This window comes from Streptomyces purpurogeneiscleroticus (assembly GCF_020024005.1).
GTDB classification, from domain to species: Bacteria; Actinomycetota; Actinomycetes; order Streptomycetales; family Streptomycetaceae; genus Streptomyces; species Streptomyces purpurogeneiscleroticus.
In genome coordinates, this window is the sequence record NZ_NHSG01000087.1 from 1 (window position 1) to 26550 (window position 26550).

At 69.8% G+C, this 26550-nt stretch carries 22 protein-coding genes and 2 tRNA genes; 12 read left to right on the forward strand and 12 right to left on the reverse strand.

The genetic code is table 11. The features are described from left to right. The first annotated feature begins 49 nt into the window (after window positions 1-49). Together CCS38_RS02735 and CCS38_RS02740 are read left to right on the forward strand one after the other, a co-directional pair. A complete protein-coding gene (locus CCS38_RS02735; RefSeq protein WP_223731566.1) occupies window positions 50-265 on the forward strand; it encodes a hypothetical protein in 216 nt (71 codons plus the stop codon). After that, complete coding sequence (locus CCS38_RS02740) at window positions 262-1695, forward strand: SLC5/6 family protein (protein ID WP_223731567.1); 1434 nt, start codon at window positions 262-264, stop codon at window positions 1693-1695. Before CCS38_RS02735 ends, CCS38_RS02740 begins: the two co-directional genes overlap by 4 nt. Before the next feature lie 3 nt (window positions 1696-1698). Here CCS38_RS02740 and CCS38_RS02745 read toward each other — a convergent pair whose 3' ends face one another. Together CCS38_RS02745 and CCS38_RS02750 are read right to left on the reverse strand one after the other, a co-directional pair. Then, a complete protein-coding gene (locus tag CCS38_RS02745; RefSeq protein WP_223731568.1) occupies window positions 1699-3147 on the reverse strand; it encodes a peptidoglycan D,D-transpeptidase FtsI family protein in 1449 nt (482 codons plus the stop codon). Window positions 3148-3291: 144 nt separating this feature from the next. Further along, entirely contained in the window at window positions 3292-5928 is a 2637-nt protein-coding gene (locus tag CCS38_RS02750; RefSeq protein ID WP_223731569.1) for a valine--tRNA ligase, read from the reverse strand. A gap of 140 nt (window positions 5929-6068) precedes the next feature. Here CCS38_RS02750 and CCS38_RS02755 point away from each other — a divergent pair, with 140 nt between their 5' ends. Further along, window positions 6069-7007, forward strand: a complete 939-nt coding sequence (locus CCS38_RS02755; protein WP_223731570.1) for a hypothetical protein — start codon at window positions 6069-6071, stop codon at window positions 7005-7007. Window positions 7008-7120: 113 nt separating this feature from the next. Here the strand turns inward: CCS38_RS02755 and clpX are convergent, their stop codons facing one another. The 5 genes from clpX to CCS38_RS02780 all read right to left on the reverse strand — a co-directional run bounded on the left by clpX (window position 7121) and on the right by CCS38_RS02780 (window position 11981). Continuing rightward, window positions 7121-8410: an ATP-dependent Clp protease ATP-binding subunit ClpX gene (gene clpX / locus CCS38_RS02760; protein ID WP_030249684.1), complete on the reverse strand. Its 1290-nt coding sequence runs from the start codon at window positions 8408-8410 to the stop codon at window positions 7121-7123. 173 nt (window positions 8411-8583) lie between these two features. Continuing rightward, a complete protein-coding gene (locus tag CCS38_RS02765) occupies window positions 8584-9249 on the reverse strand; it encodes an ATP-dependent Clp protease proteolytic subunit (protein ID WP_037800896.1) in 666 nt (221 codons plus the stop codon). A gap of 57 nt (window positions 9250-9306) precedes the next feature. Next, window positions 9307-9909 (reverse strand): ATP-dependent Clp protease proteolytic subunit, encoded by a 603-nt coding sequence (locus CCS38_RS02770; protein ID WP_030249688.1) that lies wholly within the window; start codon window positions 9907-9909, stop codon window positions 9307-9309. A gap of 343 nt (window positions 9910-10252) precedes the next feature. After that, window positions 10253-11656 carry a trigger factor gene (tig, locus tag CCS38_RS02775; protein WP_223731571.1) on the reverse strand — a complete coding sequence of 468 codons (1404 nt, stop codon included), beginning with the start codon at window positions 11654-11656 and terminating at the stop codon, window positions 10253-10255. Between the two features lie 248 nt (window positions 11657-11904). Then, window positions 11905-11981 (reverse strand) — tRNA-Pro (locus tag CCS38_RS02780). A gap of 139 nt (window positions 11982-12120) precedes the next feature. Here CCS38_RS02780 and CCS38_RS02785 point away from each other — a divergent pair. Both CCS38_RS02785 and CCS38_RS02790 read left to right on the forward strand, forming a co-directional pair. After that, window positions 12121-12194, forward strand: a tRNA-Gly gene (locus CCS38_RS02785). A gap of 119 nt (window positions 12195-12313) precedes the next feature. After that, window positions 12314-12682: an arsenate reductase family protein gene (locus CCS38_RS02790; protein ID WP_223731572.1), complete on the forward strand. Its 369-nt coding sequence runs from the start codon at window positions 12314-12316 to the stop codon at window positions 12680-12682. Between the two features lie 89 nt (window positions 12683-12771). Here CCS38_RS02790 and CCS38_RS02795 read toward each other — a convergent pair whose 3' ends face one another. Further along, window positions 12772-12966 carry a hypothetical protein gene (locus CCS38_RS02795; protein ID WP_031062209.1) on the reverse strand — a complete coding sequence of 65 codons (195 nt, stop codon included), beginning with the start codon at window positions 12964-12966 and terminating at the stop codon, window positions 12772-12774. A gap of 560 nt (window positions 12967-13526) precedes the next feature. On the opposite strand from CCS38_RS02795, the gene CCS38_RS02800 reads away from it, so the two are divergent. Continuing rightward, entirely contained in the window at window positions 13527-14705 is a 1179-nt protein-coding gene (locus CCS38_RS02800; protein ID WP_223731573.1) for an acyltransferase family protein, read from the forward strand. 218 nt (window positions 14706-14923) lie between these two features. Next, window positions 14924-16123: a cation:proton antiporter gene (locus CCS38_RS02805; protein WP_223731574.1), complete on the forward strand. Its 1200-nt coding sequence runs from the start codon at window positions 14924-14926 to the stop codon at window positions 16121-16123. 40 nt (window positions 16124-16163) lie between these two features. Here the strand turns inward: CCS38_RS02805 and CCS38_RS02810 are convergent, their stop codons facing one another. Continuing rightward, a complete protein-coding gene (locus tag CCS38_RS02810) occupies window positions 16164-17306 on the reverse strand; it encodes a PP2C family protein-serine/threonine phosphatase (RefSeq protein WP_223731575.1) in 1143 nt (380 codons plus the stop codon). Between the two features lie 127 nt (window positions 17307-17433). Between CCS38_RS02810 and CCS38_RS02815 the strand changes: the two genes are divergently transcribed. Continuing rightward, window positions 17434-18663, forward strand: coding sequence for a GNAT family N-acetyltransferase (locus CCS38_RS02815; protein ID WP_223731576.1), 1230 nt, complete (start codon window positions 17434-17436; stop codon window positions 18661-18663). 28 nt (window positions 18664-18691) lie between these two features. Here CCS38_RS02815 and CCS38_RS02820 read toward each other — a convergent pair whose 3' ends face one another. Both CCS38_RS02820 and CCS38_RS02825 read right to left on the reverse strand, forming a co-directional pair. Then, window positions 18692-19501 carry an Fpg/Nei family DNA glycosylase gene (locus CCS38_RS02820; protein ID WP_223731577.1) on the reverse strand — a complete coding sequence of 270 codons (810 nt, stop codon included), beginning with the start codon at window positions 19499-19501 and terminating at the stop codon, window positions 18692-18694. A gap of 21 nt (window positions 19502-19522) precedes the next feature. Next, window positions 19523-20011: a ribose-5-phosphate isomerase gene (locus tag CCS38_RS02825; RefSeq protein WP_030249711.1), complete on the reverse strand. Its 489-nt coding sequence runs from the start codon at window positions 20009-20011 to the stop codon at window positions 19523-19525. A 215-nt stretch (window positions 20012-20226) separates the two neighbouring features. Here CCS38_RS02825 and CCS38_RS02830 point away from each other — a divergent pair, with 215 nt between their 5' ends. Then, entirely contained in the window at window positions 20227-21642 is a 1416-nt protein-coding gene (locus CCS38_RS02830; protein ID WP_223731578.1) for an amino acid permease, read from the forward strand. A 77-nt stretch (window positions 21643-21719) separates the two neighbouring features. On the opposite strand, the gene CCS38_RS02835 is transcribed toward CCS38_RS02830, so the two are convergent. Further along, window positions 21720-22319, reverse strand: coding sequence for a biotin transporter BioY (locus CCS38_RS02835; protein WP_223731579.1), 600 nt, complete (start codon window positions 22317-22319; stop codon window positions 21720-21722). Between the two features lie 301 nt (window positions 22320-22620). On the opposite strand from CCS38_RS02835, the gene CCS38_RS02840 reads away from it, so the two are divergent. The 3 genes from CCS38_RS02840 (at window position 22621) to CCS38_RS02850 (ending at window position 26483) form a co-directional block, all read left to right on the forward strand. Next, a complete protein-coding gene (locus tag CCS38_RS02840; RefSeq protein ID WP_223731580.1) occupies window positions 22621-24048 on the forward strand; it encodes an amino acid permease in 1428 nt (475 codons plus the stop codon). A gap of 195 nt (window positions 24049-24243) precedes the next feature. Continuing rightward, entirely contained in the window at window positions 24244-25668 is a 1425-nt protein-coding gene (locus CCS38_RS02845; RefSeq protein ID WP_223731581.1) for an amino acid permease, read from the forward strand. Between the two features lie 173 nt (window positions 25669-25841). Continuing rightward, entirely contained in the window at window positions 25842-26483 is a 642-nt protein-coding gene (locus tag CCS38_RS02850; RefSeq protein WP_223731582.1) for a superoxide dismutase, read from the forward strand. The last annotated feature ends 67 nt before the right edge of the window (window positions 26484-26550 follow it).

Consider the following 26550-nt stretch of genomic DNA (forward strand, 5'->3'; position numbering starts at 1 on the left):
TCCCCGCACCGCTGTTCTGTTCCCCTCCCCTCCTCCCCCGGGATCCGACATGAGCCAGCGTCATCTGGCGTACCTCGCCGTGCCCGCGGCCGGGTTCTTCGCCACCCCGTATCTGCCCTTCGTCAACACGACCACGCTGTGGCTGGGTCTGCCGGCCGTCCTGGTGTGGAGCGTGCTGTGGACGGTGGGCACCACCGTCGCGCTCGCCCTGTACGAGGCGCGTGCCCCGCACCCCGAGGACGCCGAAGAGGAGGCCGCGGCATGAGTACCACCATGGCGGTCACCCTGGCCGGCATTCTCGCGATCGCCGCGGTGGGCCTGTCCGGTCGCCGCAACACCGGGCACGACCTGGGCGAATGGGCCGTCGGCGGGCGCCGGTTCGGTGCCGTGACGATGTGGTTCCTGCAGGCGGGCGAGTCGTTCACGACGTTCAGCTTCCTGGGGCTGGCCGGGCTGGCCTTCAGTGACGGGGTCGCCGCCACGTATGCGCTGGGATATCTGTCCCTCTGTCTGATCGGGCAGTACCTGACCGGGCCGCGGCTGTGGAGGCTCGGCAAGGAGAACGGGTACCTCACGCAGGCGGACTTCTTCGCCGACCGGTTCCACAGTCCGCTGCTGGCCAAGGTCGTCGCGGTGGTGGGGGCGGTTTTCCTGCTGCCGTACCTGCAGTTGCAGATCACCGGGCTCGGGCTGATCGTGCAGCTGGCCACCGGCAGCGAGTCGGGCGCGACCGGCTCGATGATCCTGGCGACGGTGCTCACCGTCGGTTTCGTCCTGTGGTCGGGGCTCCGGGGTATCGCCCGCGCCGCGTACTTCAAGGATGTGCTGATGGTCGTTGCGCTGCTGGTGCTGCTGGTCGCCGTGCCGATCGGGCTCGACGGCGGCCTCGGCGGGCTCTTCAGCGCCGTACGGGAGAGCCGTCCGGAGCTGCTGACCCTGCACGGCGGCGCCACCGACGCGACATGGTTCACCACCGCGATGCTCATCAGCGCGATCGGCGCGGGGCTGAACACGATGCCGCACCTGTGGTCGGCGATCCTCTCCGCGAGCAGTTCGCGGGCGCTGCGCCGCAATTACATCTGGCTGCCGCTGTACCAGGTCGCCATCGCCATACCGGTCGTGGTCGGCTTCGCCGGGGCGCTGACGCTGGAGCCCGGTACGGACAGCAAGGCGGCGCTGCTCACGGTGGCCGGGGGCGCGCTGCCGGGCTGGCTGGTGGGTGTGGTCGCGGTGGCCGCGGCGGCGACGGCGATGGTGCCGTCGGCGGCGCTGCTGCTCGGGATTTCCACTCTGGTGTCGCGCAATCTGCTGCCCGCTCGGAGTGAGCGCACGACGATGCGGATCAACCACGTGTGTGTGCTGCTCGCGTCCGGGCTGGCGCTGGTGCTGGGGCTGGCGCGGCCTGCGCTGTTGGCCAATCTGCTGTTGCTCACGTATGGGGGGCTGGCGCAGCTCGCCCCCGCGACGGTGGCCGCGTTGGCGCGGCGTAACCGGCTGGGGGCCGGGCCCGCGCTGCTGGGCATTGTTGCGGGGGTCGGGACGCTGGCCTGGCTGACGTTCGGTGGGGTGGATATCGGCACGGTCGATGCCGGGTTGCTCTCGCTCGTACCGAACATTGTGGTCACTGTGGGGGCGCAGGTGCTGTGGCGCGGGCGTGCAGGTGGGGCGGAGCGGCTGCCCGCAGCCAGCAGCTAGGGATCATTGCAGCGCGGCCTTCATCATCGCCTTGGCGACCGGCCCTGCCAGTCCCCCGCCGGAGATGTCGCTGCGTGCCGCGTCGCTGTCCTCGACCACCGTCGCCACGGCGACCTGGTTGCCCTGGGCGTCCTCGGCGTAGGAGACGAACCAGGCGTAGGGCATGCCGCTGTTGTCCACGCCGTGCTGGGCGGTGCCGGTCTTGCCGCCGACGGTGAGGCCGTCGATCTTGGCGCCGGAGCCGGTGCCCTTCTCGACGACGGTCTGCATGGCCGACTGGAGCTGCTCGGCGTTCTGCTTCGACATCGCGGTCTTGTACGTCTTGGGCTCGTACTGCTGGACGGTGTTGCCGCCGCCGTCGGTGATCTTGTCGACCTCGTACGGGGTCTTCAGCTCGCCGTCGCCCGCGATCGCCGAGACGACCATGGCCATCTGCAGCGGGGTGGCCTGGTCGTCGAACTGGCCGATGCCGGACAGTGCGGTCTGCGCGGAGTCCATGCCGGAGGGGTAGATGCTCTTGGCGGCGCGGACGGGAACGTCGATCTTCGCGTCGTTGAAGCCGAACTTCTCCGCCTGCTCCTTGACCTTCTTCTCGCCCAGGTCGGCGGCGAGCTTGCCGAAGACGTTGTTGCAGGAGTACTGGAGCGCGGTGCGGATCGTGGCGTTCTCGCAGGGTGCGGCGGCGTTCTCGTTGGTCAGGTCGGTGCGGGTGTTCGGCAGCCGGTAGGGGTTGGGGCTGTCGGTGCGTTCGTCGACGGAGGAGTACAGGCCGTTCTCCAGCGCGGCGGCGGCGACGACCAGCTTGAAGGTGGAGCCGGGCGGATAGGTCTGGCGCAGGGCGCGGTTCAGGTGGGGTTGGGACTTGTCCCCGGTCATCGCGGCCCACGCCTTCTGGTCGGCCGTGGACTGGCCCGCGAACTTCCCCGGGTCGTAGGACGGGGTGGAGACCATGCCGAGGATGCGGCCGGTGGCGGGGTCGAGGGCGACGGCGGCGCCGGTCTTGTTGCCGAGCGCTTCGTAGCCGGCCTTCTGGACCTTGGCGTCGAGGGTGGTCGATATGTCGCCGCCCTTGGGGCGCTCGCGGGAGACCAGGTTCACCGGGGACTGGAGGCGGCTGTCGGAGCCGTCGAGTACGTCGCCGTAGAGGCTTTCCAGCTGGGTGGAGCCGTAGATCTGGGAGGAGTAGCCGGTGAGCGGGGCGTACAGGGGGCCGTCGGTGTAGGTCCGCTTGTAGGCGAGGGTGCCGTCGGTCGGCGCGGAGCCGGTGACCGGGTGGCCGTCGACGAGGATGTTGCCGAGCGGGCGGGAGTACTTCTCTATGGTGACCCGCGGATTGTGGTCGTCGTCCGCGAGGGAGTCCGCCTTCGCGCCCTGGATCCAGGTGGCCCAGCCCATCAGGGCGAGGACCAGGGCGAGGCAGAAGACGGAGACGCGTCGCAGGGGCTTGTTCATGGCTTCGAGCGTCGCGCGGCCGGATGAGAGCGGGATGAGAATTCGGTACGCGTATGCCGACAATCGGCCCGCTTTGTGCCGGCGCAACGGCATGCGCGAGGCCCCCGTCCGCTGTGGACGGGGGCCTCGGCAGCAGTCCGGGCGTCAGCTCTTCGGCAGGCGCTCCAGCTGGGTGGTGATGCGGACGATGTCCGCCTCGGCGGTCTCGAGGCGGGTGCGGATCTTGTCCACGACCTTCTCGGGGGCCTTGGCGAGGAACGCTTCGTTGCCGAGCTTGCCGGTGGCCTGTGCCTTCTCCTTCTCGGCGGCGGCGAGGTCCTTGGCCAGGCGCTTGCGCTCGGCCTCGATGTCGATCGCGCCGGAGAGGTCGAGGGCGACGGTCGCGCCGGCCACGGGCAGCGAGGCGGTGGCGGCGAAGTCGTCGCCGGCGGGCTGCAGGCGGAGCAGCGAGCGCATCGCGGCCTCGTGCGCGGCGAGTGCCGTGCCCGCGAGGTCGAGCTGGGCCGGGACCCGCTGGCCGGGCTGGAGGCCCTGGTCGGAGCGGAAGCGGCGGACCTCGGTGACGACCTGCTGGACCGTCTCGATCTCCTTCTCGGCGCCCTGGTCGCGGAAGCCGCTGTCCTTCGGCCAGTCGGCGACGACGACGGACTCCTTGCCGGTGAGCGTGGTCCACAGCGCTTCGGTGACGAAGGGCACGATCGGGTGGAGCAGGCGGAGGGTGACGTCGAGGACCTCGCCGAGGACGCGGGCCGAGACCTTGGCCGCGTCGCCGCCGCCCATGAAGGTGGTCTTGGACAGCTCGACGTACCAGTCGAAGACCTCGTCCCACGCGAAGTGGTAGAGCGCGTCGGAGAGCTTCGCGAACTGGAAGTCGTCGTAGTACGCGTCGACGTCGGCGACCGTGGCGTTCAGCCGGGAGAGGATCCAGCGGTCCGTGGCCGACATCTCGGCCGGGTCCGGGAGCGGGCCCTCGACGGTCGCGCCGTTCATCAGCGCGAAGCGGGTGGCGTTCCAGATCTTGTTGGCGAAGTTCCGGGACGCCTGGACCCAGTCCTCGCCGATCGGCACGTCCGTGCCGGGGTTGGCGCCGCGGGCGAGGGTGAAGCGGACGGCGTCGGAGCCGTACTCGTTCATCCAGTCCAGCGGGTCGACGACGTTGCCGAAGGACTTCGACATCTTCTTGCCGCGCTCGTCGCGGACCAGGCCGGTCAGCGCGATGGTCTTGAACGGCACCTCGCCGTCCATCGCGTACAGGCCGAACATCATCATCCGGGCGACCCAGAAGAAGATGATGTCGTGGCCGGTGACCAGCACGTCGGTGGAGTAGAACTTCTCCAGGTCCGGGGTCTTCTCGGGCCAGCCCAGGGTCGAGAAGGGCCACAGGCCGGAGGAGAACCAGGTGTCCAGGACGTCGGTTTCCTGGGTCCAGCCCTCGCCGCTCGGCGGCTCCTCGTCGGGGCCGACGCAGACCACTTCGCCCTCGGGGCCGAACCAGACCGGGATGCGGTGGCCCCACCACAGCTGGCGCGAGATGCACCAGTCGTGCATGTTGTCGACCCAGTCGAAGTAGCGCTTCGACATGTCCTCGGGGTGGATCTTCACGCGGCCGTCGCGGACCGCGTCACCGGCGGCCTGCGCGAGCGGGCCGGCCTTGACCCACCACTGCATCGACAGCCGCGGCTCGATCGTGGTGCGGCAGCGCGAGCAGTGGCCCACGGAGTGGGTGTACGGGCGCTTCTCGGCGACGATGCGGCCCTGCTCGCGCAGTGCGGCGACGATCGTGGAGCGCGCCTCGAAGCGGTCCAGGCCCTCGAAGGGGCCGTGCACGGTGATCACGCCGCGCTCGTCCATGACGGTCAGCGACTCCAGGCCGTGGCGCTGGCCGATGGCGAAGTCGTTGGGGTCGTGGGCGGGGGTCACCTTGACGGCGCCGGTGCCGAACTCCGGGTCGACGTGGGTGTCCGCGACGACGGGGATGGTGCGGTCGGTCAGCGGCAGCTTGATGCGCTTGCCGACGAGGTGGGCGTAGCGCTCGTCGTCGGGGTGGACCGCGACGGCGGTGTCACCGAGCATCGTCTCGGCGCGGGTGGTGGCCACGACGAGGGTCTCGTCGCCCTCGCCGTACTGGATGGAGACGAGCTCGCCGTCGTCCTCCTGGTACTCCACCTCGATGTCGGAGATGGCGGTCAGGCAGCGCGGGCACCAGTTGATGATGCGCTCGGCGCGGTAGATCAGCTCGTCGTCGTAGAGCCGCTTGAAGATGGTCTGGACGGCCTTGGAGAGGCCCTCGTCCATCGTGAAGCGCTCGCGGGACCAGTCGACGCCGTCGCCGAGGCGGCGCATCTGACCGAGGATCTTGCCGCCGTACTCTTCCTTCCACTGCCAGACGCGCTCGACGAACGCCTCGCGGCCGAGGTCGTGGCGGGACTTGCCCTCCTCGGCGAGCTGCTGCTCGACCTTGTTCTGGGTGGCGATGCCGGCGTGGTCCATGCCGGGCAGCCACAGCGCCTCGAAGCCCTGCATGCGCTTGCGGCGGGTGAGGGCGTCCATCAGCGTGTGCTGGAAGGCGTGGCCGAGGTGGAGTGAACCCGTGACGTTCGGCGGCGGGATCACGATCGTGTGAGCCGGCTTGTCGCTCTTCGCGTGTGCCTCGAAGTAGCCGCGCTCTACCCAGCGCTCGTACAGCGGCCCCTCTACGTCGGCCGGCGCGTACTGGGTCGGCAGTTCTGCGGGGGTGCTGTTGGGCCCGGAAGCAGGGCTCTTCTGAGGTGTCTCGGTCACGACGCTCAGTGTACGGGCGCGCATGTCGCAGTCTCGAATCGGTTTGGCCCCCGGGGCATCGGTGACGCCTGGTGTCGTACAGGATGTGAGCAACGCATAAAGCTGTCCGTTGTTCTGTTGTCACGAGGGGAAACCGCTCCATGAGCTACAACCAGCCGCCACCCGGCCCTTACGGGCAGCCGCAGCAGCCGGGGCCGTACGGTCAGCCGCCGCAGGGCCCGCAGCCGGGGTACGGCTACCCGCAGCAGGGCGGCCCGGTGCCCCCGCAGCAGGGTTACGGCGGTCAGCCCCAGGCACCGTACGGACAGCCCCCGCAGGCTCCCCAGCAGCAGCCTTACGGACAGCAGGCGCCGTACGGTCAGCAGCAGCCGGGCCAGTTCCCGCAGCAGGCTCCCTACGGACAGCAGCCGCAGTACGGCCAGGTCCCGCCGCCTGCGCCCGAGGGCAGCAGCGGCAGCGGCAACGGCAAGAAGATCGCCCTGATCATCGGCGCGCTCGTGGTCGTGGGCGCCATCGCGGGCGGCGCCATCGCCGTGTTCGGCGGGGGCGGCGGCCTGGAGAACGACGGCCCGCACAAGCTCACGACGCCGGGCACGGCCGCCGGGTACAAGCTGGTGCCGGGCTCGGGGCGGACCTCCACCGGCAAGGACGGCATGGCCAAGAGCCTGCCGATGAAGGACCCGACCTCGGTACAGGGCGTCTACGCGCCCGGTCTCGACCCCAAGAACGGCCTGGTGCTGCAGGGCTCCTACGGCACGATGGACGACCCGGGCACGGCGCTGGAGGCCTTCTTCCTGTACATGCAGAAGCAGGCCACCAAGGACGGCAGCGGCGCCGAGCTGGTCGGCACGCCGGAGGAGTTCACGCCCGAGGGCGGCGAGGGCGCGCTGGTGAAGTGCCAGACGGCCAAGGCCAAGGAGCCGAAGCCGGGCGAGGTGTCGGAGGTGCCGATCTGCGCCTGGGCCGACTACAGCACCTTCGGCGTCGTCATGCCGGGCGAGAAGAACACGGCGCGCGACCTGGAGTCCGCCGCCGACCTGCTCGGCAAGGTCCGTAAGGACGTCCGCGAGAAGAAGTGACCCCGCGGACCGCACCCCGGAGCAGTGACGCGGTGCGGTGACACGGAGCGTGACAGAAAAAGGGGGCTCCCGGCCGGTGCCGGGAGCCCCCTTCCGTGTGTCCGCGGTGCGGGCTACGCGCTCTTCTCGTGGTGCTCGCCCGACTCGCCGCCGCGGTTGCGCGGGACCAGCGTCGGGTTCACGTTCGAGTGAACGGCCTCCTCGGTGATGACGACGCGGGCGACGTCCTTGCGGGACGGCACCTCGTACATCACCGACTGGAGCACCTCCTCCATGATCGCGCGCAGACCACGGGCGCCCGTGCCGCGCAGGATCGCCTGGTCGGCGATGGCCTCCAGCGCCGGGCGGTCGAAGTCGAGCTCGACCCCGTCCAGTTCGAAGAGCCGCTGGTACTGCTTGACCAGCGCGTTCTTCGGCTCCATCAGGATCTGCAGGAGCGCCTCGCGGTCGAGGTTGTGCACCGAGGTGATCACGGGGAGGCGGCCGATGAACTCGGGGATCATCCCGAACTTCACCAGGTCCTCCGGCATGACCTCCTGGAACTGGTCCTTGGACTCGATCTCGCGCTTGGAGCGGATCGTTGCGCCGAAGCCGATGCCCTTGGCGCCGGCCCGGGACTCAATGATCTTCTCCAGGCCCGCGAACGCGCCGCCCACGATGAACAGCACGTTCGTCGTGTCGATCTGGATGAATTCCTGGTGCGGGTGCTTGCGGCCGCCCTGCGGCGGGACCGAGGCGGTGGTGCCCTCCAGGATCTTCAGCAGGGCCTGCTGGACGCCCTCGCCGGAGACATCGCGAGTGATCGACGGGTTCTCGCTCTTGCGGGCGACCTTGTCGATCTCGTCGATGTAGATGATGCCCGTCTCGGCCTTCTTGACGTCGTAGTCGGCGGCCTGGATGAGCTTGAGGAGGATGTTCTCCACGTCCTCGCCGACGTACCCCGCCTCCGTCAGCGCCGTCGCGTCGGCGATGGCGAACGGGACGTTCAGCATCCGGGCGAGCGTCTGCGCGAGCAGCGTCTTGCCGGAGCCGGTCGGGCCGAGCAGCAGGATGTTGGACTTGGACAGCTCGATGCCCTCGTCGTTGCCGCGCGCTCCGCCGTTCTCGCCCGCCTGCACCCGCTTGTAGTGGTTGTAGACGGCGACCGAGAGCGCCTTCTTGGCGGCCTCCTGGCCTACGACGTAGCCCTCCAGGAACTCGTAGATCTCCCGGGGCTTGGGCAGTTCCTCCCAACGCACCTCGGAGGTCTCGGCGAGCTCCTCCTCGATGATTTCGTTGCAGAGGTCGATGCACTCGTCGCAGATGTACACACCAGGACCCGCGATGAGCTTCTTCACCTGCTTCTGGCTCTTCCCGCAGAACGAGCACTTGAGCAGGTCGCCGCCGTCACCGATGCGTGCCACGAGGTGCTTCCCCTTCGCCTGGGATCCGCATTGCTCCTACGGACCCGGGTGCTTGCCTATCGACGGTACCTTGCCGGGCCCCCGCTGCGGCCCCCCTTGAACCGACTCGGCCGACTCGGTACAAGGGGGAGCCACTCCGGCTCAAGTCGCGACCAGCGCGATCAATCGAACGGTCAAACCGAAACGGAACTCTTCCGGGTCGACACGATCTGGTCCACAAGACCGTACGCGAGGGACTCCTCGGCCGTAAGAATCTTGTCGCGCTCAATGTCGTCGCGGATCTTCTCGATCGGCGTGGTGGAGTGCTTGGCCAGCATCTCCTCCAGCTGGGTGCGCATGCGCAGAATCTCGTTGGCGGCGATCTCCAGGTCGGAGACCTGACCGCGGCCCGTCTCGCTGTACGGCTGGTGGATCAGGATGCGGGCGTTGGGCAGCGCCATCCGCTTGCCGGGGGTGCCGGCCGCGAGCAGCACGGCGGCGGCGGAGGCCGCCTGGCCCATGCACACGGTCTGGATGTCCGGCTTCACGAACTGCATCGTGTCGTAGATCGCGGTGAGCGCCGTGAAGGAGCCGCCGGGCGAGTTGATGTAAATGGAGATGTCGCGGTCGGGGTCCATCGACTCCAGGCACAGCAGCTGCGCCATGACGTCGTTGGCGGACGCGTCGTCGATCTGCACGCCGAGGAAGATCACGCGCTCCTCGAAGAGCTTCGCGTACGGGTCGTACTCCCGGACGCCCTGCGAGGTGCGCTCGACGAAGCGCGGAACGATGTAGCGCGACTCGGCCTGAGGGCCCTCGTACAGGCCGCTGCCGGAGAAGTTGTTCATCTGGGTGTTCACCGTCCTGGTGGCGATCAAGTGGGCTGGGGTCGGCTGCGGGGTGAGTGGACCGGGCCGTCAGGCGCCGGTGCCGCCCCCGCCCGGGACGCCGGCGGCGGAGCCCATGACGTCGTCGATGAGGCCGTACGCCTTGGCCTCGTCGGCCGAGAACCAGCGGTCGCGGTCGGAGTCGCGGGTGATCTGCTCGACGGTCTGGCCGGTGTGGAAGGCGGTCAGCTCCGCCATCCGCTTCTTGGTGTGCAGCAGCCGCTCGGCGTGGATCTTGATGTCCGACGCGGAGCCCGCCAGGCCCGCGGAGGGCTGGTGGATGAGGATCTCGGCGTTCGGCAGCGCGAAGCGCTTGCCCGGGGTGCCGGCGCTCAGCAGGAACTGGCCCATCGAGGCCGCGAGGCCCATGGCGATCGTGACCACGTCGTTCTTGATGTACTGCATGGTGTCGTAGATCGCCATGCCGGCCGAGATCGAGCCGCCCGGGGAGTTGATGTAGAGGTAGATGTCCTTCTCCGGCTCGGCGGCCAGGAGGAGCAGCTGCGCGGTGATCTTGTTGGCGATGTCGTCGTCGACCGGCTGGCCGAGGAAGATGATCCGCTCGCCGAGCAGCCGGTTGTAGACCTGGTCGCCGAGGCCACCGAAGGTCGGCTCAGCGGCGGCGGAAGGCATCGGGATCGTCACGTGTCCACCTGCTCGTTGTCGGACGGCTTTTCAGGACCGTCTCAGCGTCGTCGTCTGGGGCGCGGGACCCGGCGCCGTGTTGGTGCCCCGGCGCGGTGTCGGAAAGTCCCCTGCCCACGTATCTACGGACCCTAACGCGCTGGTCGGCGGGCGCCATCCCGCATCGAGAACTGTTCGCTCTGAGCGCAGGTGCCCGGGGGCTCCCGGGGCCGGGGGGACACGCCGGTACACGACGGGCCCGGACACGCGCGTGTGCGTGTCCGGGCCCGTACGCCGACGTGCTGCGGCGGCTGCGGGAGCCGCCTGGGCCGGTCGGAACCGGCCGGGGGACTTACTTGGCCTCGTCCTCGGCCTGCTCGTCCTTGGCCTCGGCGGCCTCGGCGGTGGCGTTCTCGACGGCCTCGACGGTCTCGGCGGTCTCGTCCTCGTCGTCCAGGTCGACGACCTCACCGTTGGTGTCCTTGACCGTGGCGGCCTCGACGACGACCGCGAGGGCCTTGCCGCGGGCGACCTCGCCGACGAGCATCGGCACCTGGCCGCCCTCGACGACGGCCTGCGCGAACTGGTCGGGGGACATGCCGGAGGACTGCGCGCGGCGCATGAGGTGCTCGGTGAGCTCCTCCTGGCTGACGTTCAGCTTCTCCTTGTTGACCAGCTCGTCGAGGACGAACTGGGTCTTGATGCCCTTCTCGGCCTGCTCCTTGGTCTCGGCGTCGAACTCTTCCTCGGTCTTGCCCTGGATCTCCAGGTACTTGGCGAGGTCGAGGCCCATCTGGCCGAGCTGGTGGTTCACGAGGTTGTGCTTGCGGGTCTCGATCTCGTCCGCGAGCAGCTTCTCGGGGATCGGGACCTCGACGAGCTCGAGCAGCTCCTCCAGGACCTTCTCCTGGGCCTGGGTGGCCTGGTCGTACTTCTTCATCTGCGCGAGGCGCTTGCGGCTGTCGTCCTTGAGCTCGTCAAGGGTGTCGAACTCGCTCGCCAGCTGCGCGAAGTCGTCGTCCAGCGCGGGCAGTTCCTTGGCCTTGACCTCGGTCACCTTGACCGTGACCTCGGACTCCTTGCCCGCGGCGGAGCCGCCCTTGAGCTCGGAGGTGAAGGTGGCCTCGCCGCCGGCCTCCAGGCCGGTGACGGCCTCGTCGATGCCGTCCAGCAGCTCGCCGGAGCCGATGGTGTAGCTGACGCCCTCGGCGACGCCGTCCTCCAGGACCTCGCCGTCGACCTTGGCCTGCAGGTCGATCGTCACGACGTCGCCCTCGGCGGCGGCGCGCTCGACGACGGAGGTGGAGGCGAAGCGCTCACGGAGCTGCTCGACCGACTTCTCGACGTCCTCGTCCGACACCTCGATGGCGTCGACCTCGACCTCGATGCCGGAGTAGTCCGGGATCTCCAGGGCCGGGCGGATGTCCACCTCGGCGGTGAAGGCCAGCAGCTCGCCGTCCTTCAGCTCGGTGATGTCCACCTCGGGCTGGCCGAGGACGTTGAGCTCACCCTCGTTGACCGCCTCGGTGTAGAACTTCGGGAGCGCGTCGTTGACGGCCTCCTCCAGCACCGCACCGCGGCCGAACCGCTGGTCGATCACGCGGGCCGGGATCTTGCCCTGGCGGAAGCCCTTCACCGTGACCTGCTGGTTGATCTTCTTGTACGCCGCGTCGAGGCTGGGCTTGAGCTCCTCGAAGGGCACCTCGACAGTGAGCCGAACCCGGGTCGGGTTCAGGGTCTCCACGGCGCTCTTCACGGTTCGGTCTCCTTGGGGCTGACTTCTGGGGTTCTGCTGGAAGATCCCCCGGCCTTCGAGACGCGCGTGGCGTATCGGGCCCGGCGGACCGCGCCCGGTAGACCTGAAAAAGAGGGCACACGGACGCGCAGCTTGCATAGTAACCGCAAGCACGACGCGCCCCACAATGCGATCTTGGGGACGCCTGTCCGGGCAGGCCGGGCAAGGGCTGGTGATGCGATCATGAGGATGGCTGGAAAGCCGCATGATGGTCGGGGTGGCCGGATTCGAACCGACGACCTTCCGCTCCCAAAGCGGACGCGCTACCAAGCTGCGCCACACCCCGTCGGTGCGACACGTAGGGTACATGGCCGCAGGCCATGCGGCTGCCAGTTATCCGAGGGACGAGTGGGGTGTGCGGCGGACCGCCCCGACCCGCTACAATGCTCACCGTGCCGGAGGCCGCTCGACGGTCCACGGCGCATGCGGGCGTAGCTCAATGGTAGAGCCCTAGTCTTCCAAACTAGCTACGCGGGTTCGATTCCCGTCGCCCGCTCCAGGACCGAAGGCCCGGCCGCGCGCAGGACAGCGCGGCCGGGCCTTCGGCGTATCCGGGCGCACGCGGCGCCGGGCCGTTCAGGGGGCGTACGCGGGCGACCGGCTGGCTAGGCTGCGCGCATGGAGATCTGGGTGAACCCCGCGTGTTCGAAGTGCCGGTCCGCCGTGGAGCTGCTGGACGAGGAGGGCGCGCAGTACACCGTGCGCCGTTACCTGGAGGACCCGCCGAGCGCGGCGGAGCTGCGGACCGTGCTGGAGCGGCTCGGGCTGGAGCCGTGGGACATCACGCGCACGCAGGAGGCCGCGGCCAAGGAGCTGGGCCTGAAGGACTGGGAGCGGACGGCGGACGCGCGGGAGCGCTGGATCGAGGCGCTGGCCGCGCACCCGAAGCTCATCCAGCGGCCGATCATCACCGCGGACGACGGCAGTGCCGTGGTGGGCCGCAGTGAGGAGTCCGTACGGGACGCGCTGGGCCGCGGCGGACGCTGAGCGACGCGCTGCGGGCGCCGAGCGGCGCGCTTGCGGAGCGGGCGGCGCCGGGCCGCGGGGAGCCGGTCCGGTGCCGTGGTACGCGCCGGTCAGAAGGATATGTTGTTGATCGTGTCCGCCACGGAGACGAAGAACCGGTTCACGGACGGGGCGATACCGGTGGACGCGAGGAAGAAGCCGAAGAGGATCGCGACGATCGCCGGCCCCCACTTCAGCGTCTTGTTGCGCAGCAGCACAATGAGGATGATCGCCAGCAGTACCACTACAGACAGCGAAAGTTCCACAACTGATCAACCCCTTGGTCGGAATGCCACACCGGCCCTGGAAGCATGCAGCCGTGCACACCCCCGCCGGCACCCATCGTGCCACCAACTGTCTTCCCGGTGGAGACGAGTGACGAATCATCGGCCAAGGGTTTACGCACTTCCCGTGCCCCTGTGCCTTGCGGTCAGCGCTCCGGCACCGGCCCGCGCAGGGCAATGAAGCTGCCCCGCGGCGACCTCCGATTCGGCCTGATCATTTCCGTGGGGCGGGATTCCGCTGTCGCGCGTATACCCCTCTCACGTCCGCGAATTCGAATTCCGGGAACATGATTTCGTGAGCCGCGCCACTCGAACGGACCACCGCAGAGTAGGACATACCCTCCGGGCCGCTCGCGCCGCCTATGCCCCGATTAGTCGGGATGATTCCGTACAGAACGGGCGCTCGGCAGCCCGCGGCCGACCGGGACAAGAACGGCCGGATCTTCTCGCCTACCCATCATCTCCGCGGGTAGCTGCAGAAATAGCCGAGAAATAAGAAGTCGGTTTTACGCACTCTCCGGTTCGCCACTAAGGTGCCTCAGATGTTCCACGGCGATCAGCGAAGCCCGCTCCCCCCGGCCAAGGAATCGACCGCCACGGCCGCACCCCCGGCCGAGAAGCCGTCCACTCCTGGGGCGCCGGCCGGGAAGCCGGCCGGTCCTGCCGCAGCGCAGAAGAAGGCCCGTGATCCTTTCTTCGACAACGCCAAGTACCTGGCGATCGTGCTGGTCGCGATGGGGCACGCCTGGGAGCCGCTGACCGACGGCAGTCGCGCCGCCGAAGCGCTCTACATGGTCGTCTACACGTTTCACATGCCGGCGTTCATCATCATCTCCGGCTACTTCTCGCGCAGTTTCGACATGCGCAAGGACCGGCTGCAGCGGCTGATCACCGGCGTCGCCGTGCCGTACATCCTCTTCGAGGTCGCCTACAGCTTCTTCAAGCGCTGGGCCGACGACGATCCGGGCCACCCGATCAGCCTGCTCGACCCGTGGTTCCTGACCTGGTTCCTGGTCGCGCTGTTCATCTGGCGGCTCACCACGCCGCTGTGGAAGATCGTGCGCTGGCCCGTCCCGCTGGCCCTGGTCATCGCGATGCTGGCGTCGGTCTCGCCGGACATCGGCGACGACCTGGACCTCCAGCGCGTCCTGCAGTTCCTGCCGTTCTTCGTCATCGGGCTCTTCATGAAGCCCGAGCACTTCCAGTGGGCGCAGCGCCGCGCGGTGAAGTGGGCCTCGCTGCCGATCTTCGCGTCGGCGCTGGTGATGGCGTACTGGGCCGGGCCCCGGATGACCTCGGCGTGGTTCTACCACCGCGACAGCGCGCAGGAGCTGGGCGCGCCCTGGTGGTCGGGCCTGGTGATGACGCTGGCCCTCTTCGGCTGCTCGGCGGTGCTGGTGACCTGCTTCTTCGCGTGGGTGCCGAAGCGGCAGATGTGGTTCACGGTGCTGGGCGCCGGCACGCTGTACGGCTATCTGCTGCACGGCTTCCTGGCGAAGGGCTCGCGCTTCTGGGGCTGGTTCGACGACTACCAGTGGCTGCACACGCCGCTGGGTGAGATCGCCGTGACGGTCATCGCGGGGGCCGTGGTCACCGCGCTGTGCACGCCGCCGGTGCAGCGGGCCTTCCGGTGGGCGATGGAGCCGAGGATGGCCTGGGCGTTCAAGAAGGATCCGGCGGAGACGGCGCGGGCGCGCGGGGCCGCCGACACGGCGGCGTAACCGGCGCCCGGTACGGGCTCTCAAGGTGCGGGAGCGGCAGTGATGCCGCTCCCGCACCTTTTGCGTTCCGGCGGCTTCCGAGCGGTCCGGAGCCCCTCCAGAAGTCGTTTGGTAAACTAATTACATACGCTCTCTTGACCTTCTCTTGACCATTGTCCTTGCCCGAGCCCCACCCGAACTCTGGAGGAGCCATCGGACACACGGAGACCCTCATCGCCATGGGCGGCGCCTTTCTGGCCGCCGCCGTTCTCGCCCGCGTCGGCAACCGCATCGGCCTGCCGACCATCCCCCTGTTCATACTGGCCGGAATCCTCCTCGGCCCGAACACCCCAGGGCTCGTCCTGGTCGCCGACCCGCACGACCTGGAGATGCTCTCCCTGCTCGGCCTGGTGCTGCTGCTCTTCTACCTGGGCCTCGAGTTCCACATGGACGACCTCAGGACCGGCGGCCGCAAGATGGCCCTGGCGGGCGGCGCGTATCTCGCGCTGAACGTCGGCGCGGGCCTCGGCTTCGGCTTCGCGCTCGGCTGGGGCACGGCGGAGGCGCTGGTACTGGCCGGTGTCCTCGGCATCTCGTCCTCGGCGATCGTCACCAAGGTCCTGGTCGACCTGGGCCGGCTCGGCAACCCGGAGACCCGCCCGATCCTCGGCATCATCGTGGTCGAGGACATCTTCCTCGCGCTCTACCTCGCGGCCCTGCAGCCGGTGATCTCCGGCGCCGACTCGATGGCCGCCGCGGCCGGGGACGCCGGCAAGGCGTTCGGCTTCCTGCTGCTGCTCGCGGCGGCGGCCCGCTGGGGCACGAAGCTGATCGGCCGCCTGATCGCCACCCGCGACAACGAACTCCTGGTCATCTCCTTCCTCGGCGCGGCCGTCCTGGTGGCCGGGGTCTCGGAGTGGTTCGGCGTGGCCGACGCGATCGGCGCGTTCATGGTGGGCCTGATGCTCGGCAGCACGAGCTCCGGCGCGCGCATACGGGAGCTGGTGCATCCGCTGCGGGACGCGTTCGGCGCGATCTTCTTCTTCGCCTTCGGGCTGTCCATCGCCCCGGGCGACCTGCCGACGGTGCTGTGGCCCGTCCTGGCGGCGGTCGCGGTGACGCTGGCGATGAACGTCCTCGCGGGGATCGTCGTCGGCCGTCTCTACCGCTTCGGCCCGCGACCCTCGGCGAACGTCGCGACCTCGCTGCTGGCCCGCGGCGAGTTCGCGCTGATCCTCGCGACGATGGCCGCGACGGCGGGGCTGGACGACCGGCTGTCGCCGTTCATCGCGGGGTACGTGCTGATCCTGGCGGTACTGGGGCCGCTCGCCGCGGGGCGCGCGAACTGGCTGGCGCGCATCCTGCCGGGGCGCGCGGCGCACCAGGACGCGGAGGCGCCGGCGGAGGCGGAGCCGGTGGGGGCCGGGCGGAGCGCCTGACCGCGGTGCGGGCCCGCGCCGGGCCCGCACCCGAGGGCCGTCAGTCCCGGCAGATCAGCAGCAGCGCGCGGTCGTCGTGCACGTCCTTGGCGACCGCCTCGATCAGATGCCAGGCGGCACCGGCGAAGCCAGCCGTCACATAGCGGTCGGCCTCGCCGGTGAGCCGGTCGATGCCCTCGGCGATGTCCCGGTCGGACGCCTCGACCAGCCCGTCCGTGAAGAGCATCAGCACATCGCCCGGGCGCAGCGTGCCCTTGATCGGGTCGAAGTGGGCGCCGTCCATGATGCCGAGCAGCGGGCCTTCGGCCGCCTTCTCCTCCCAGCGGCCGCTGCCCGCGCTGAGCTGGAGGGCCGGCGGATGTCCGGCGGAGAACAGCTCGTAGTCCCCGGACTCCAGGTCCAGTACGAGGTGGATGGCGGTCGCGAAGCCCTCGCTCCAGTCCTGGCGGAGCAGATAGCCGTTGGCCGCGGGGAGGAAGCCGTGCGGCGGCAGCGAGCCGAGCAGGCCGCCGAACGCGCCGGACAGCAGCAGCGCGCGGGACGCGGCGTCCATGCCCTTGCCGGAGACGTCCGTGAGGACGACCTCCAGGATGTGGCCGCCGTGGGTGCGGGAGGCGACGACGAAGTCGCCGGAGAAGGACTGGCCGCCCGCCGGGCGCAGCGACATCTCGCGGTGCCAGCCGGGCGGCAGCTCCGGCAGCGCGCTCTGGACGCGGATACGTTCGCGCAGGTCGAAGAGCATGGTGCCGCCGCGCCGCCACGGCACCCCCACCCGGCTGCGGAACTGTGCGATCAGCAGCCCGAAGAGACCCACCGCGGCGACGACCAGGACCGTGCCGGGTGTGATGCGGTTCGGGCCCTGCTCGTACGGGCCGAGGACCGCGGCCTCCACGATCAGGGCCACCGCCGCCGTGCCGTACAGGGCCAGCAGGCTGGAGGGGCGCAGCAGCAGGCCGCCCGCGACGATGGGCAGGACCAGGGCCGCCGGGGCGATCCAGTCGGGGTGCCAGACGGTGCCGCCCATGATGGCCGGTACGGAGATCAGCAGGGCGGCCAGTGCGACCCAGTCGGAGCCGTCGCCGCGGAAGTAGTCGACCATGCCTTTGCGCACGCCGATGCGAGCCCGGTGCATCGCCTTGCGCACCCGGGCCGTCAGGGTCTCCGCTGCCGCGCCGCTCGCCATTGCCCCGAGACCATATCCACCCCTTTGGCGGCGCGTCGATTCGCGGCACACCGCCAAGGGCAATTGCCAGGAAAATGTGTTCGAAATCCAGTCGCGTCCGCGAGTCGGCGCCTGCTACGCATGGCGTATGACGACAGAGCTACGGACGCTGCGCGCGGCCGAATGGGACGGCTGGTACGGCAAGTTGGAGCGCGCCTTCGGGGGCACGCCCGAGTCTCCCGAGGAGCGCGGGCTGTACCGGGACCTCACCGAGGTGGACCGGTCGATCGGGGTGTGGGACGGGTCCGAGGTGGTGGGCACGGCGGGCGCGTTCTCCTTCCGGATGAACGTGCCGGGCGGGGCGCTGCTGCCCGCGGCCGGCGTCACGATGGTCAGCGTGCAGCCGACGCACCGGCGGCGGGGGCTGCTGAGGGAGATGATGCGGCAGCAGCTCGCCGACGTACGCCACCGGGAGGAGCCGCTCGCCGTACTGACCGCGTCCGAGCCGGTGATCTACGGCCGGTTCGGGTACGGCATGGCCACCCGTCAGGCCACGCTGCGGGTGGAGACGAAACGGGTCGCGCTGACGCTCCCGGACGGCACGGACGGCGTACGGCTGCGCATCGTGCCGCCCGCCGAGGCGGTGGCCGACTGCGAACGGGTGTACGCGGCGGTGGCCGCGGAGCGCCCCGGGATGCTCGCCCGGCAGCCCGGCTGGGAACGGCTGCCGCTGCTGGACCCGCCCGCCGACCGGGAGGGCGCGGGGGAGCTGCTCTGCGTGCTGGCGGAGGTGGCCGGTGAGGTGCGCGGGTACGCGCGGTACGCGGTCAAGGCGGACTGGAGCCATCGCGGCCCGGACGGCACGGTCAAGCTGCGGGACATCGAGGCGCTGGACCCGGTGGTGCGCGCGGCCCTGTGGCGCTATCTGCTCGACATCGACCTGACGTCCGCCCTGGTCAGCCACAACCGACCGGTCGACGAACCGCTGCTGCACATGGTCTCCGACCTGCGACGGTGCGAGCTGCGGGTGCGGGACGGGCTGTTCCTGCGCCCGGTGGAGCTGGGCGCCGCGCTCTCGGGGCGTACGTACGCGGCACCGGTGGACGTCGTCCTGGATGTGGAGGACACGTTCTGCCCGTGGAACCAGGGGCGGTGGCGGCTGTCCGGCGACACGAAGGGGGCGTCCTGCGAGCGGACGACGGACGCGGCGGATCTGGCGCTGTCCGTACGGGACGTGGCGGCGGCCTATTTGGGCGATGTGCGGCTGAGTGCACTGGCGGCGGCCGGCCGCGTGCGGGAGCTGCGCCCCGGAGCGCTGGCCGAGGCGTCCGGAGCCTTCGGCTCCGACGTGGCGCCGTGGCTGCCGCACGGGTTCTGACGCCCGGGCTTGCGCCCGGCAAAACGCGTCAGCGGGTCTGGCACTGCGGGCACCAGAAAAGGTTCCGCCCGGCCAGCTCTGCGACGCGGACACCCGTGCCGCAGAGATGACACGGCTGCTGCGCGCGGCGGTACACGTACACCTCGCCGCCGTGGTCGTCCACGCGCGGCGGCCGGCCCATGGCCTCGGGCTCGTGTTCCGGACGCACCGTGTCGATGCGGTTGTTGCGGACGCCCTCGCGCATGAGGACGACCAGGTCCGACCAGATCGCGTCCCATTCGGAGCGCGTCAGATCGCGGCCGAGGCGGTACGGGTCGATTCCGTGCCGGAAGAGGACCTCGGCACGGTAGACGTTGCCGACGCCGGCGATGACCTTCTGGTCCATCAGCAGCGCGGCCACCGACGTACGGCTGCGGGAGATCCGCCGCCAGGCCCGCTCCCCGTCGTCGTCGGCGCGCAGCGGGTCGGGGCCGAGCCGGTCGTGTATCGCCTGCTTGTCGGCGTCGGTGACCAGCGCGCAGGCCGTGGGCCCGCGGAGATCGGCGTAGTACCGCTCGTTCAGCAGCCGCAGCCGCACCGTGTCGGTGGGCGGCGGCGCCGGTGCCGTGCCGAAGCCGAGCTTGCCGAACAGCCCGAGGTGGATGTGGACCCAGCCGGTCGCGGCGAAGCCCAGGAAGAGGTGCTTGCCGTGCGCCTCTGCGGCCTCCAGGACCTGCCCGTCGACCAGCGCGGCGCCGTCGGCGAACTTGCCCTGCGGGCTGGCCGCACGCACGGCCCGGCCGCCGAACCTCTCGAAGTGGTCGGCGGCCAGCCGGTGGATCGTGTGCCCCTCGGGCATCGAGGAATCAGCCTGCCCCGGTCAGCCCTGCTGGGGGTGGTGCGCCGGGATCGCGGGCAGCTCGCCCGTGGTCTCGTACGTCGAGAGCATCTCGATGCGGCGGGTGTGCCGCTCCTCGTTGCTGTACGGCGTGGCGAGGAACGCCTCGATGAACTTGGTGGCCTCGTCCTGGGTGTGCATCCGCCCGCCGACGGAGATCACGTTGGCGTTGTTGTGCTCGCGCCCGAGCTTGGCGGTCTCCTCGCTCCAGGCCAGCACGGCCCGTACGCCCTTGACCTTGTTGGCGGCGATCTGCTCGCCGTTGCCCGAGCCGCCGATCACGACACCGAGCGCGTCCGGGTCGGCGGCGGTCTTCTCCGCGGCCCGGAGGCAGAACGGCGGGTAGTCGTCCTGGGCGTCGTAGATGTGCGGGCCACAGTCGACGGGCTCATGGCCATTGGCCTTCAGCCACTCGACGAGGTGGTTCTTCAGTTCGAAACCGGCATGATCGGAGCCGAGGTACACGCGCATGCGACGAGTGTGACACGGCGGGGTCCGGGTAAGCGCCGTTGGGTCTCCCTATGAGTCCGCAGGAGGAAACTCCGACGTTACGCCTCGTACACAAGTTCGTCGTACAAAAACACGAAGACGTTAACGATCCGGATTCGACTCTTCCCCTCGCCGGGCTCCCGAGGATCTCATCCAGGGGCTCGACACATCCATGAACCATTACAAGGACGGTGCACATGGGCGCGCACCCGCCGACCACGACCGCCAAGCCGGCCACCGGCGACCCCGCTGACGGCCAGTCGCCGGAGGGCCTGCAGGCAGGGCTCAAGAACCGCCATCTGTCGATGATCGCCATCGGCGGGGTGATCGGCGCCGGCCTCTTCGTGGGCTCCGGCGCCGGCATCGCGGCCGCCGGACCCGGCATCCTCCTCTCCTACGCGCTGACCGGCCTGCTGGTCGTCCTCGTGATGCGGATGCTCGGCGAGATGGCCGCGGCCTCCCCCACCTCCGGCTCCTTCTCCGCCTACGCGGACCGGGCGCTGGGCCGCTGGGCGGGCTTCACCATCGGCTGGCTGTACTGGTTCTTCTGGTCGGTCGTGCTGGCCGTCGAGGCGACCGCCGCGGCCGCGATCCTCACCAACTGGGTCCCGGCCGTCCCGCAGTGGGGCTGGGCCCTGCTGGTGATGATCGTGCTGACCGGTACGAACCTGATCTCCGTCGGCTCCTTCGGCGAGTTCGAGTTCTGGTTCGCGGGCATCAAGGTCGCCGCGATCGTGATCTTCATCGTGGCGGGCGCGCTGGCCGTCTTCGGGCTGCCGCCGGGCGACGAGGCCGTGGGCCTGTCCAACCTCACCGGCCACGGCGGCTTCCTGCCGAACGGGCCCGGCGCGATCCTCTCCGGCATGCTGCTGGTCGTCTTCTCCTTCATGGGCAGCGAGATCGTCACCCTGGCGGCCAGCGAGTCCCCCAACCCGGTGCAGGCCGTCCGCAAGGCCACGAACAGCGTCATCTGGCGCATCGCGATCTTCTACCTCGGTTCGATCGCCGTGATCGTCACGCTGCTGCCGTGGGACGACAAGGGCGTCGCGGCCAGCCCGTACGTCGCCGTGCTGCGCTCCCTGGAGATCCCGTACGCGGGCACGGTCATGGACGTGGTCGTGCTGACCGCCGTCCTCTCCTGCCTGAACTCCGGCCTCTACACGGCCTCCCGGATGGCCTTCTCGCTCGGCGAGCGGGGTGACGCGCCGAAGTCCTTCACCCGCCTCAACAAGGGCGGCGTGCCCTCGGTCGCGATCTGGGCCTCGGTCGCGTTCGGCTTCATCGCGACGATCTTCAGCTACACCTCGCCGGACACCGTCTTCCAGTTCCTGCTGAACTCCTCGGGCGCGGTGGCGCTCTTCGTGTGGCTGGTCATCTGCTTCTCGCAGCTGCGGATGCGCCGCACGATCGAGCGCGAGACCCCGGAGCGGCTGACCGTCCGCATGTGGCTGTACCCGTACCTCACGTACGCCACGATCGCCCTGATCCTCTTCGTCGTCGGCTACATGTTCTACAACCCCGAAGGCCGCCAGCAGATGATCATGTCCGTACTCGTGGGCGCACTGGTCCTGGGAGTGGGCATCATCCGAGACCGCCGCCGGTCGAGGGCCTGACAGCTGACGCTGAAAGCGCGACGGGCCCCGCACCCCCCAAGGGGGGTGCGGGGCCCGTCGCGTACAGGCGAACGATCTCAGCCGCGGCGGCCGACCAGCTTCCAGGCCGTCGGCAGCGCGCCCATCGCGAGCACCGCCTTCAGCGCGTCCCCGATCAGGAACGGCACCAGCCCGGCCGCAACGGCCTGCCCGAGCGACATCCCGGTGGCCATCGCCAGGTACGGCACGCCGATCGCGTAGATCAGGACTTCACCGGCCAGCATCGTGCCGGCGGTCCGCAGCATCCCGCGGTCCCCGCCGCGCCGCGCCAGCGCACCGACCACCGTCGCGGCCAGCAGCATGCCGAGCACGTACCCGAAGGACGCGCCGCCCGCACCGGCCTGGGCGCCGGCGAACCACGGCACGCCGGCCATGCCGACCAGCGCGTACAGCGCGAGGGAGAGGAAGCCGCGGCCCGCGCCGAGCGAGGCGCCGACCAGCAGCGCGGCGAAGGTCTGGCCGGTCACCGGCACCGGCGAGCCCGGCACCGGCACGGCGATCTGGGCGGCGACGCCGGTGAGCGCCGCACCGCCGAGCACCAGCGCGGCGTCGCGGACGCGGGCGCGCGGAGCGGTGGCGGCGGGCAGCAGGTCGGCGAGGACCGCGCCCGGGCGGCTGGAGGCGGCGGCAAGGCTCATCGGGACTCCCCGGGGTGAGAGACAACAGGACCAGTGCGAAGCATGCTTCGAACAGCCCTCTGAATCTAGACCAGCGGCGGTCGACTGATCATCGTGCGACGGCGACAAACGCGTCACACCGCACTTGGCGGCTTCCGCGCTTCTCCCACATGAGGCCGGTGACCGGCCGATCGGCCGTTTCTCCAGGTCACGTGATGCTCGTCACGGCCGACGGGCCGACCGTGCGGGCATTTTGTGCTAGTGCGGCCCGGCCGGAGACACTGTGGAGTCCCCCCAACGTCTCCTGTGAGAGTACGAGCGCATGCACGACGCACCGACCACCACCGGCACCGGCCCGACCGGTGGCGCGGACAGCGGCGAACCCCTGTCCGGCGGACTGAAGCAGCGTCATCTGACGATGCTGGGCCTGGGCGGCGTGATCGGCGCGGGCCTCTTCGTGGGCTCCGGCGCCGGCATCAAGGTGGCGGGCCCGGGCATCGCGCTGTCGTATCTGATCGCGGGCGCGCTGGCGATGCTGATCATGCGGATGCTGGGCGAGATGTCCTCGGCGATGCCCGCCTCGGGCGCGTTCTCGGTGCACGCGGAGCGGGCGCTGGGCCGCTGGGCGGGGTTCAGCGTGGGCTGGCTGTACTGGTTCATGCTCGTGGTCGTGCTCGCCGTCGAGGCGACCGGCGCGGCGCAGATCGCCAACGGCTGGGTGCCGGCGGTCCCGCAGTGGGGCTGGGTACTGATCTTCATGCTGTTCTTCACGGGGGCCAACCTCGCCGCGGTCCGCAACTTCGGCGAGTTCGAGTTCTGGTTCGCCACGCTCAAGGTCGGCGCCATCGTGCTCTTCCTCGTACTGGGGCTGCTGGCGGCCTTCGGCGTGCTGCCGGCCTCCGGCGGGTACGACGGGAATCCGGTGGGCCTGGCGCACCTCACCGGCGACGGCGGCTTCCTGCCCAACGGCTGGTCCGGGGTGGTCTCCGGAGTGCTGGCCGTGGTGTTCGCGTTCGGCGGCCTGGAGGTCGTGACGATCGCGGCGGCCGAGTCCGACAATCCGGCGCGCGCGGTGGGCCGCGCGGTGCGCAGCGCGGTCTGGCGGATCCTCTTCTTCTACGTCGGCTCGATGCTGGTCATCGTCACGCTGCTGCCCTGGTCCTCGATCGAGCCGGGCAAGAGCCCGTACGTGGCGGTGCTGGACCGGCTGGGGGTGCCGGGCGCGGGCCAGATCATGAACGTGGTCGTCTTCGTGGCGCTGCTGTCCGCGCTGAATGCCAACCTCTACGGCTCCTCGCGGATGGTGTTCTCGCTGGCCGAGCGGGGTGAGGCGCCGCGCGGGCTGCTGAAGGTGTCGGGCGGTGGAGTGCCGCGCCGGGCCGTGCTGGCCTCGGTCGCCTTCGGCTTCCTCTCGGTCCTGCTCAATCTGAAGTGGCCGGATTCGGTCTTCCTGTACTTGCTCAATGCCGTCGGTGCGGTACTGCTCTTCGTCTGGGGCCTGATCGCCGTCTCGCAGCTGCGGCTGCGCCGCCGGATCGAACGCGAGGCGCCCGAGAAGCTCACCCTCCGTATGTGGGGCTTCCCCTGGCTGACCTGGGTGGCGCTGGCCGGTATGGCGGCCGTGATCGTGCTGATGCTTACCGACGCGACGGCCCGCCCGCAGCTGCTGTGGTCGGCCGGCGCGACCGCGCTGGTGCTGCTGATCGCGGGCGCGCGGGAGGTGCGGGACCGACGCCGGGCAGCGGCGTGAGCGGCGCCCGCGGGTGAGACGCCGGTCACCCTCCGTCGCTGTCGATCACGCGTCGAGCGCGGTCGGTCACGATTCAGTCTGAATATCGAACAACAAGTGCACGAGTGTTGTCCTGAGCGGACGCCCCACCCAAACTGAGCGGGCTTATTTGGATCCGCCTCAGCTCCGCTCTCACATTTTGGGACAGGTACGACCATGAATCGGACACCTTCGTCCACTGCGCCCGAGCGCGGGCCGGCCGACCAGGCCGCGGGCGCCGGACCGGACGGCGGCACCCCGCTGTCCAACGGGCTCAAGCAGCGCCACCTCTCGATGATCGCCCTCGGCGGCGTGATCGGCGCCGGGCTCTTCGTCGGCTCCGGCGCCGGTATCGCGGCCGCCGGCCCCTCCATCGTCATCGCGTACGCCATATCCGGCTGCCTGGTCATGCTGATCATGCGCATGCTGGGCGAGATGTCCGCGGCCAACCCCGCCTCCGGCTCCTTCTCCGTGCACGCCGAGCGGTCGATCGGCTCCTGGGCCGGCTTCACCGCGGGCTGGATGTTCACCGCGCTGCTGTGCGTGGCCGTCGCCGCCGAGGCGCTGGGCGCCGCCGGCATCATGGTGAGCTGGTTCCCCGGCACCGAGCCGTGGATGTGGGTCCTCCTCTTCATGGTGATCTTCTGCGGCACCAACCTGGCCGCGGTCGCCAACTTCGGTGAGTTCGAGTTCTGGTTCGCCGCCCTCAAGGTCGCCGCGATCGGCATCTTCCTGATCCTCGGCCTGCTCGCCATCTTCGGCCTGCTGCCCGGCACGGACGCGCCCGGCACCGCGCACCTCACCGGCGACGGCGGCTTCCTGCCCAAGGGCGTGGACGGGCTGATGGTCGGCCTGCTCGCGTCGGTGTTCGCGTACGGCGGCCTGGAGACGGTGACCATCGCGGCCGCCGAGTCCAAGGACCCGGTGCGCGGCGTGGCGCGCGCGGTGCGCACCGCGATGTGGCGCATCGCCCTCTTCTACGTCGGCTCGATGGCGATCATCGTGACGGTCATCCCGTGGAGCGCGCCGGAGATCGCCAAGGCCGGCCCGTACGTCGCGGTGCTGGACTACCTGAAGATCCCCGCGGCCGGCCAGATCATGAACGTGGTCATCCTGGTCGCGCTGCTCTCCGCGATGAACGCCAACATCTACGGCGCGTCCCGGATGGCGTACTCGCTCACCTCCCGCGGCCAGGGCCCGAGGTTCCTGAGCAAGGTCAGCGGCGGCGTGCCGCGCTTCGCCGTGCTGCTCTGCTCGGCCTTCGGCTTCCTCACCGTGGTGCTCAGCATCGTGTGGCCGGACACCGTCTTCCAGTGGCTGCTGAACATGGTCGGCGCGGCCGTCCTGGTGGTCTGGGGCTTCATCTGCGTGGCCCAGCTGCGGATGCGCCGGCAGCTGGAGCGGGAGGCGCCGGAGCGGCTGGTCGTACGGATGTGGGCGTTCCCGTTCCTCACCTGGGTGGCGCTGGCCGGCATCGCGGCCGTGCTGCTGCTGATGCTGCGGGACGAGGCGCAGCGCGTCCAGCTGTACTTCACCGGCGGCTTCGGGCTGGTGCTGGCCGCGATCGGGCTCGTACGGCAGAAGATGCGCGTCCGCGACTGACGTGCGCGCTTCCCCCTGAGGCGGGGCGGGACTCCTTCGGGAGACCCGCCCCGCCTCCGTCTTTGGGTCCAGGACCCCGCCCCTTGCCCGACTCGCTCGCCTTCCTGCTGTTAGCCTGCTCTTGCAACTTACTTGCAACTACTGCTTTTGAGCAGCTTGGAGGCTCGGCGCGCATGGCGACCTACACACTTCCTGAACTCCCCTACGACTACTCGGCGCTGGCGCCCGTCATCAGCCCCGAGATCATCGAGCTGCACCACGACAAGCACCACGCGGCCTATGTGAAGGGCGCCAACGACACGCTGGAGCAGCTCGCCGAGGCCCGCGACAAGGACCAGTGGGGCGCGATCAACGGCCTGGAGAAGAACCTGGCCTTCCACCTCTCCGGCCACATCCTGCACAGCATCTACTGGCACAACATGACCGGTGACGGCGGCGGCGAGCCGCTGGAGAAGGACGGCGTGGGCGAGCTGGCCGACGCGATCGCGGAGAGCTTCGGCTCCTTCGAGAAGTTCAAGGCGCAGCTCACCAAGGCGTCGGCGACGACGCAGGGCAGCGGGTGGGGCGTGCTCGCGTACGAGCCGGTCACCGGGCGGCTCATCGTCGAGCAGATCTACGACCACCAGGGCAACGTCGGCCAGGGCTCGGTCCCGATCCTGGTCTTCGACGCCTGGGAGCACGCCTTCTACCTCCAGTACAAGAACCAGAAGGTCGACTTCATCGAGGCGATGTGGCGCGTCGTCAACTGGCAGGACGTCGCGAAGCGGTACGCGTCCGCGAAGGAGCGCGCGAACAACCTGCTGCTGGCGCCGTAGGCGCCGGAGTACCGGTGAATCGTCCCGCCTCGTGATCGTCTTCTCACCGTTCGCCTGGCGGGCGGAT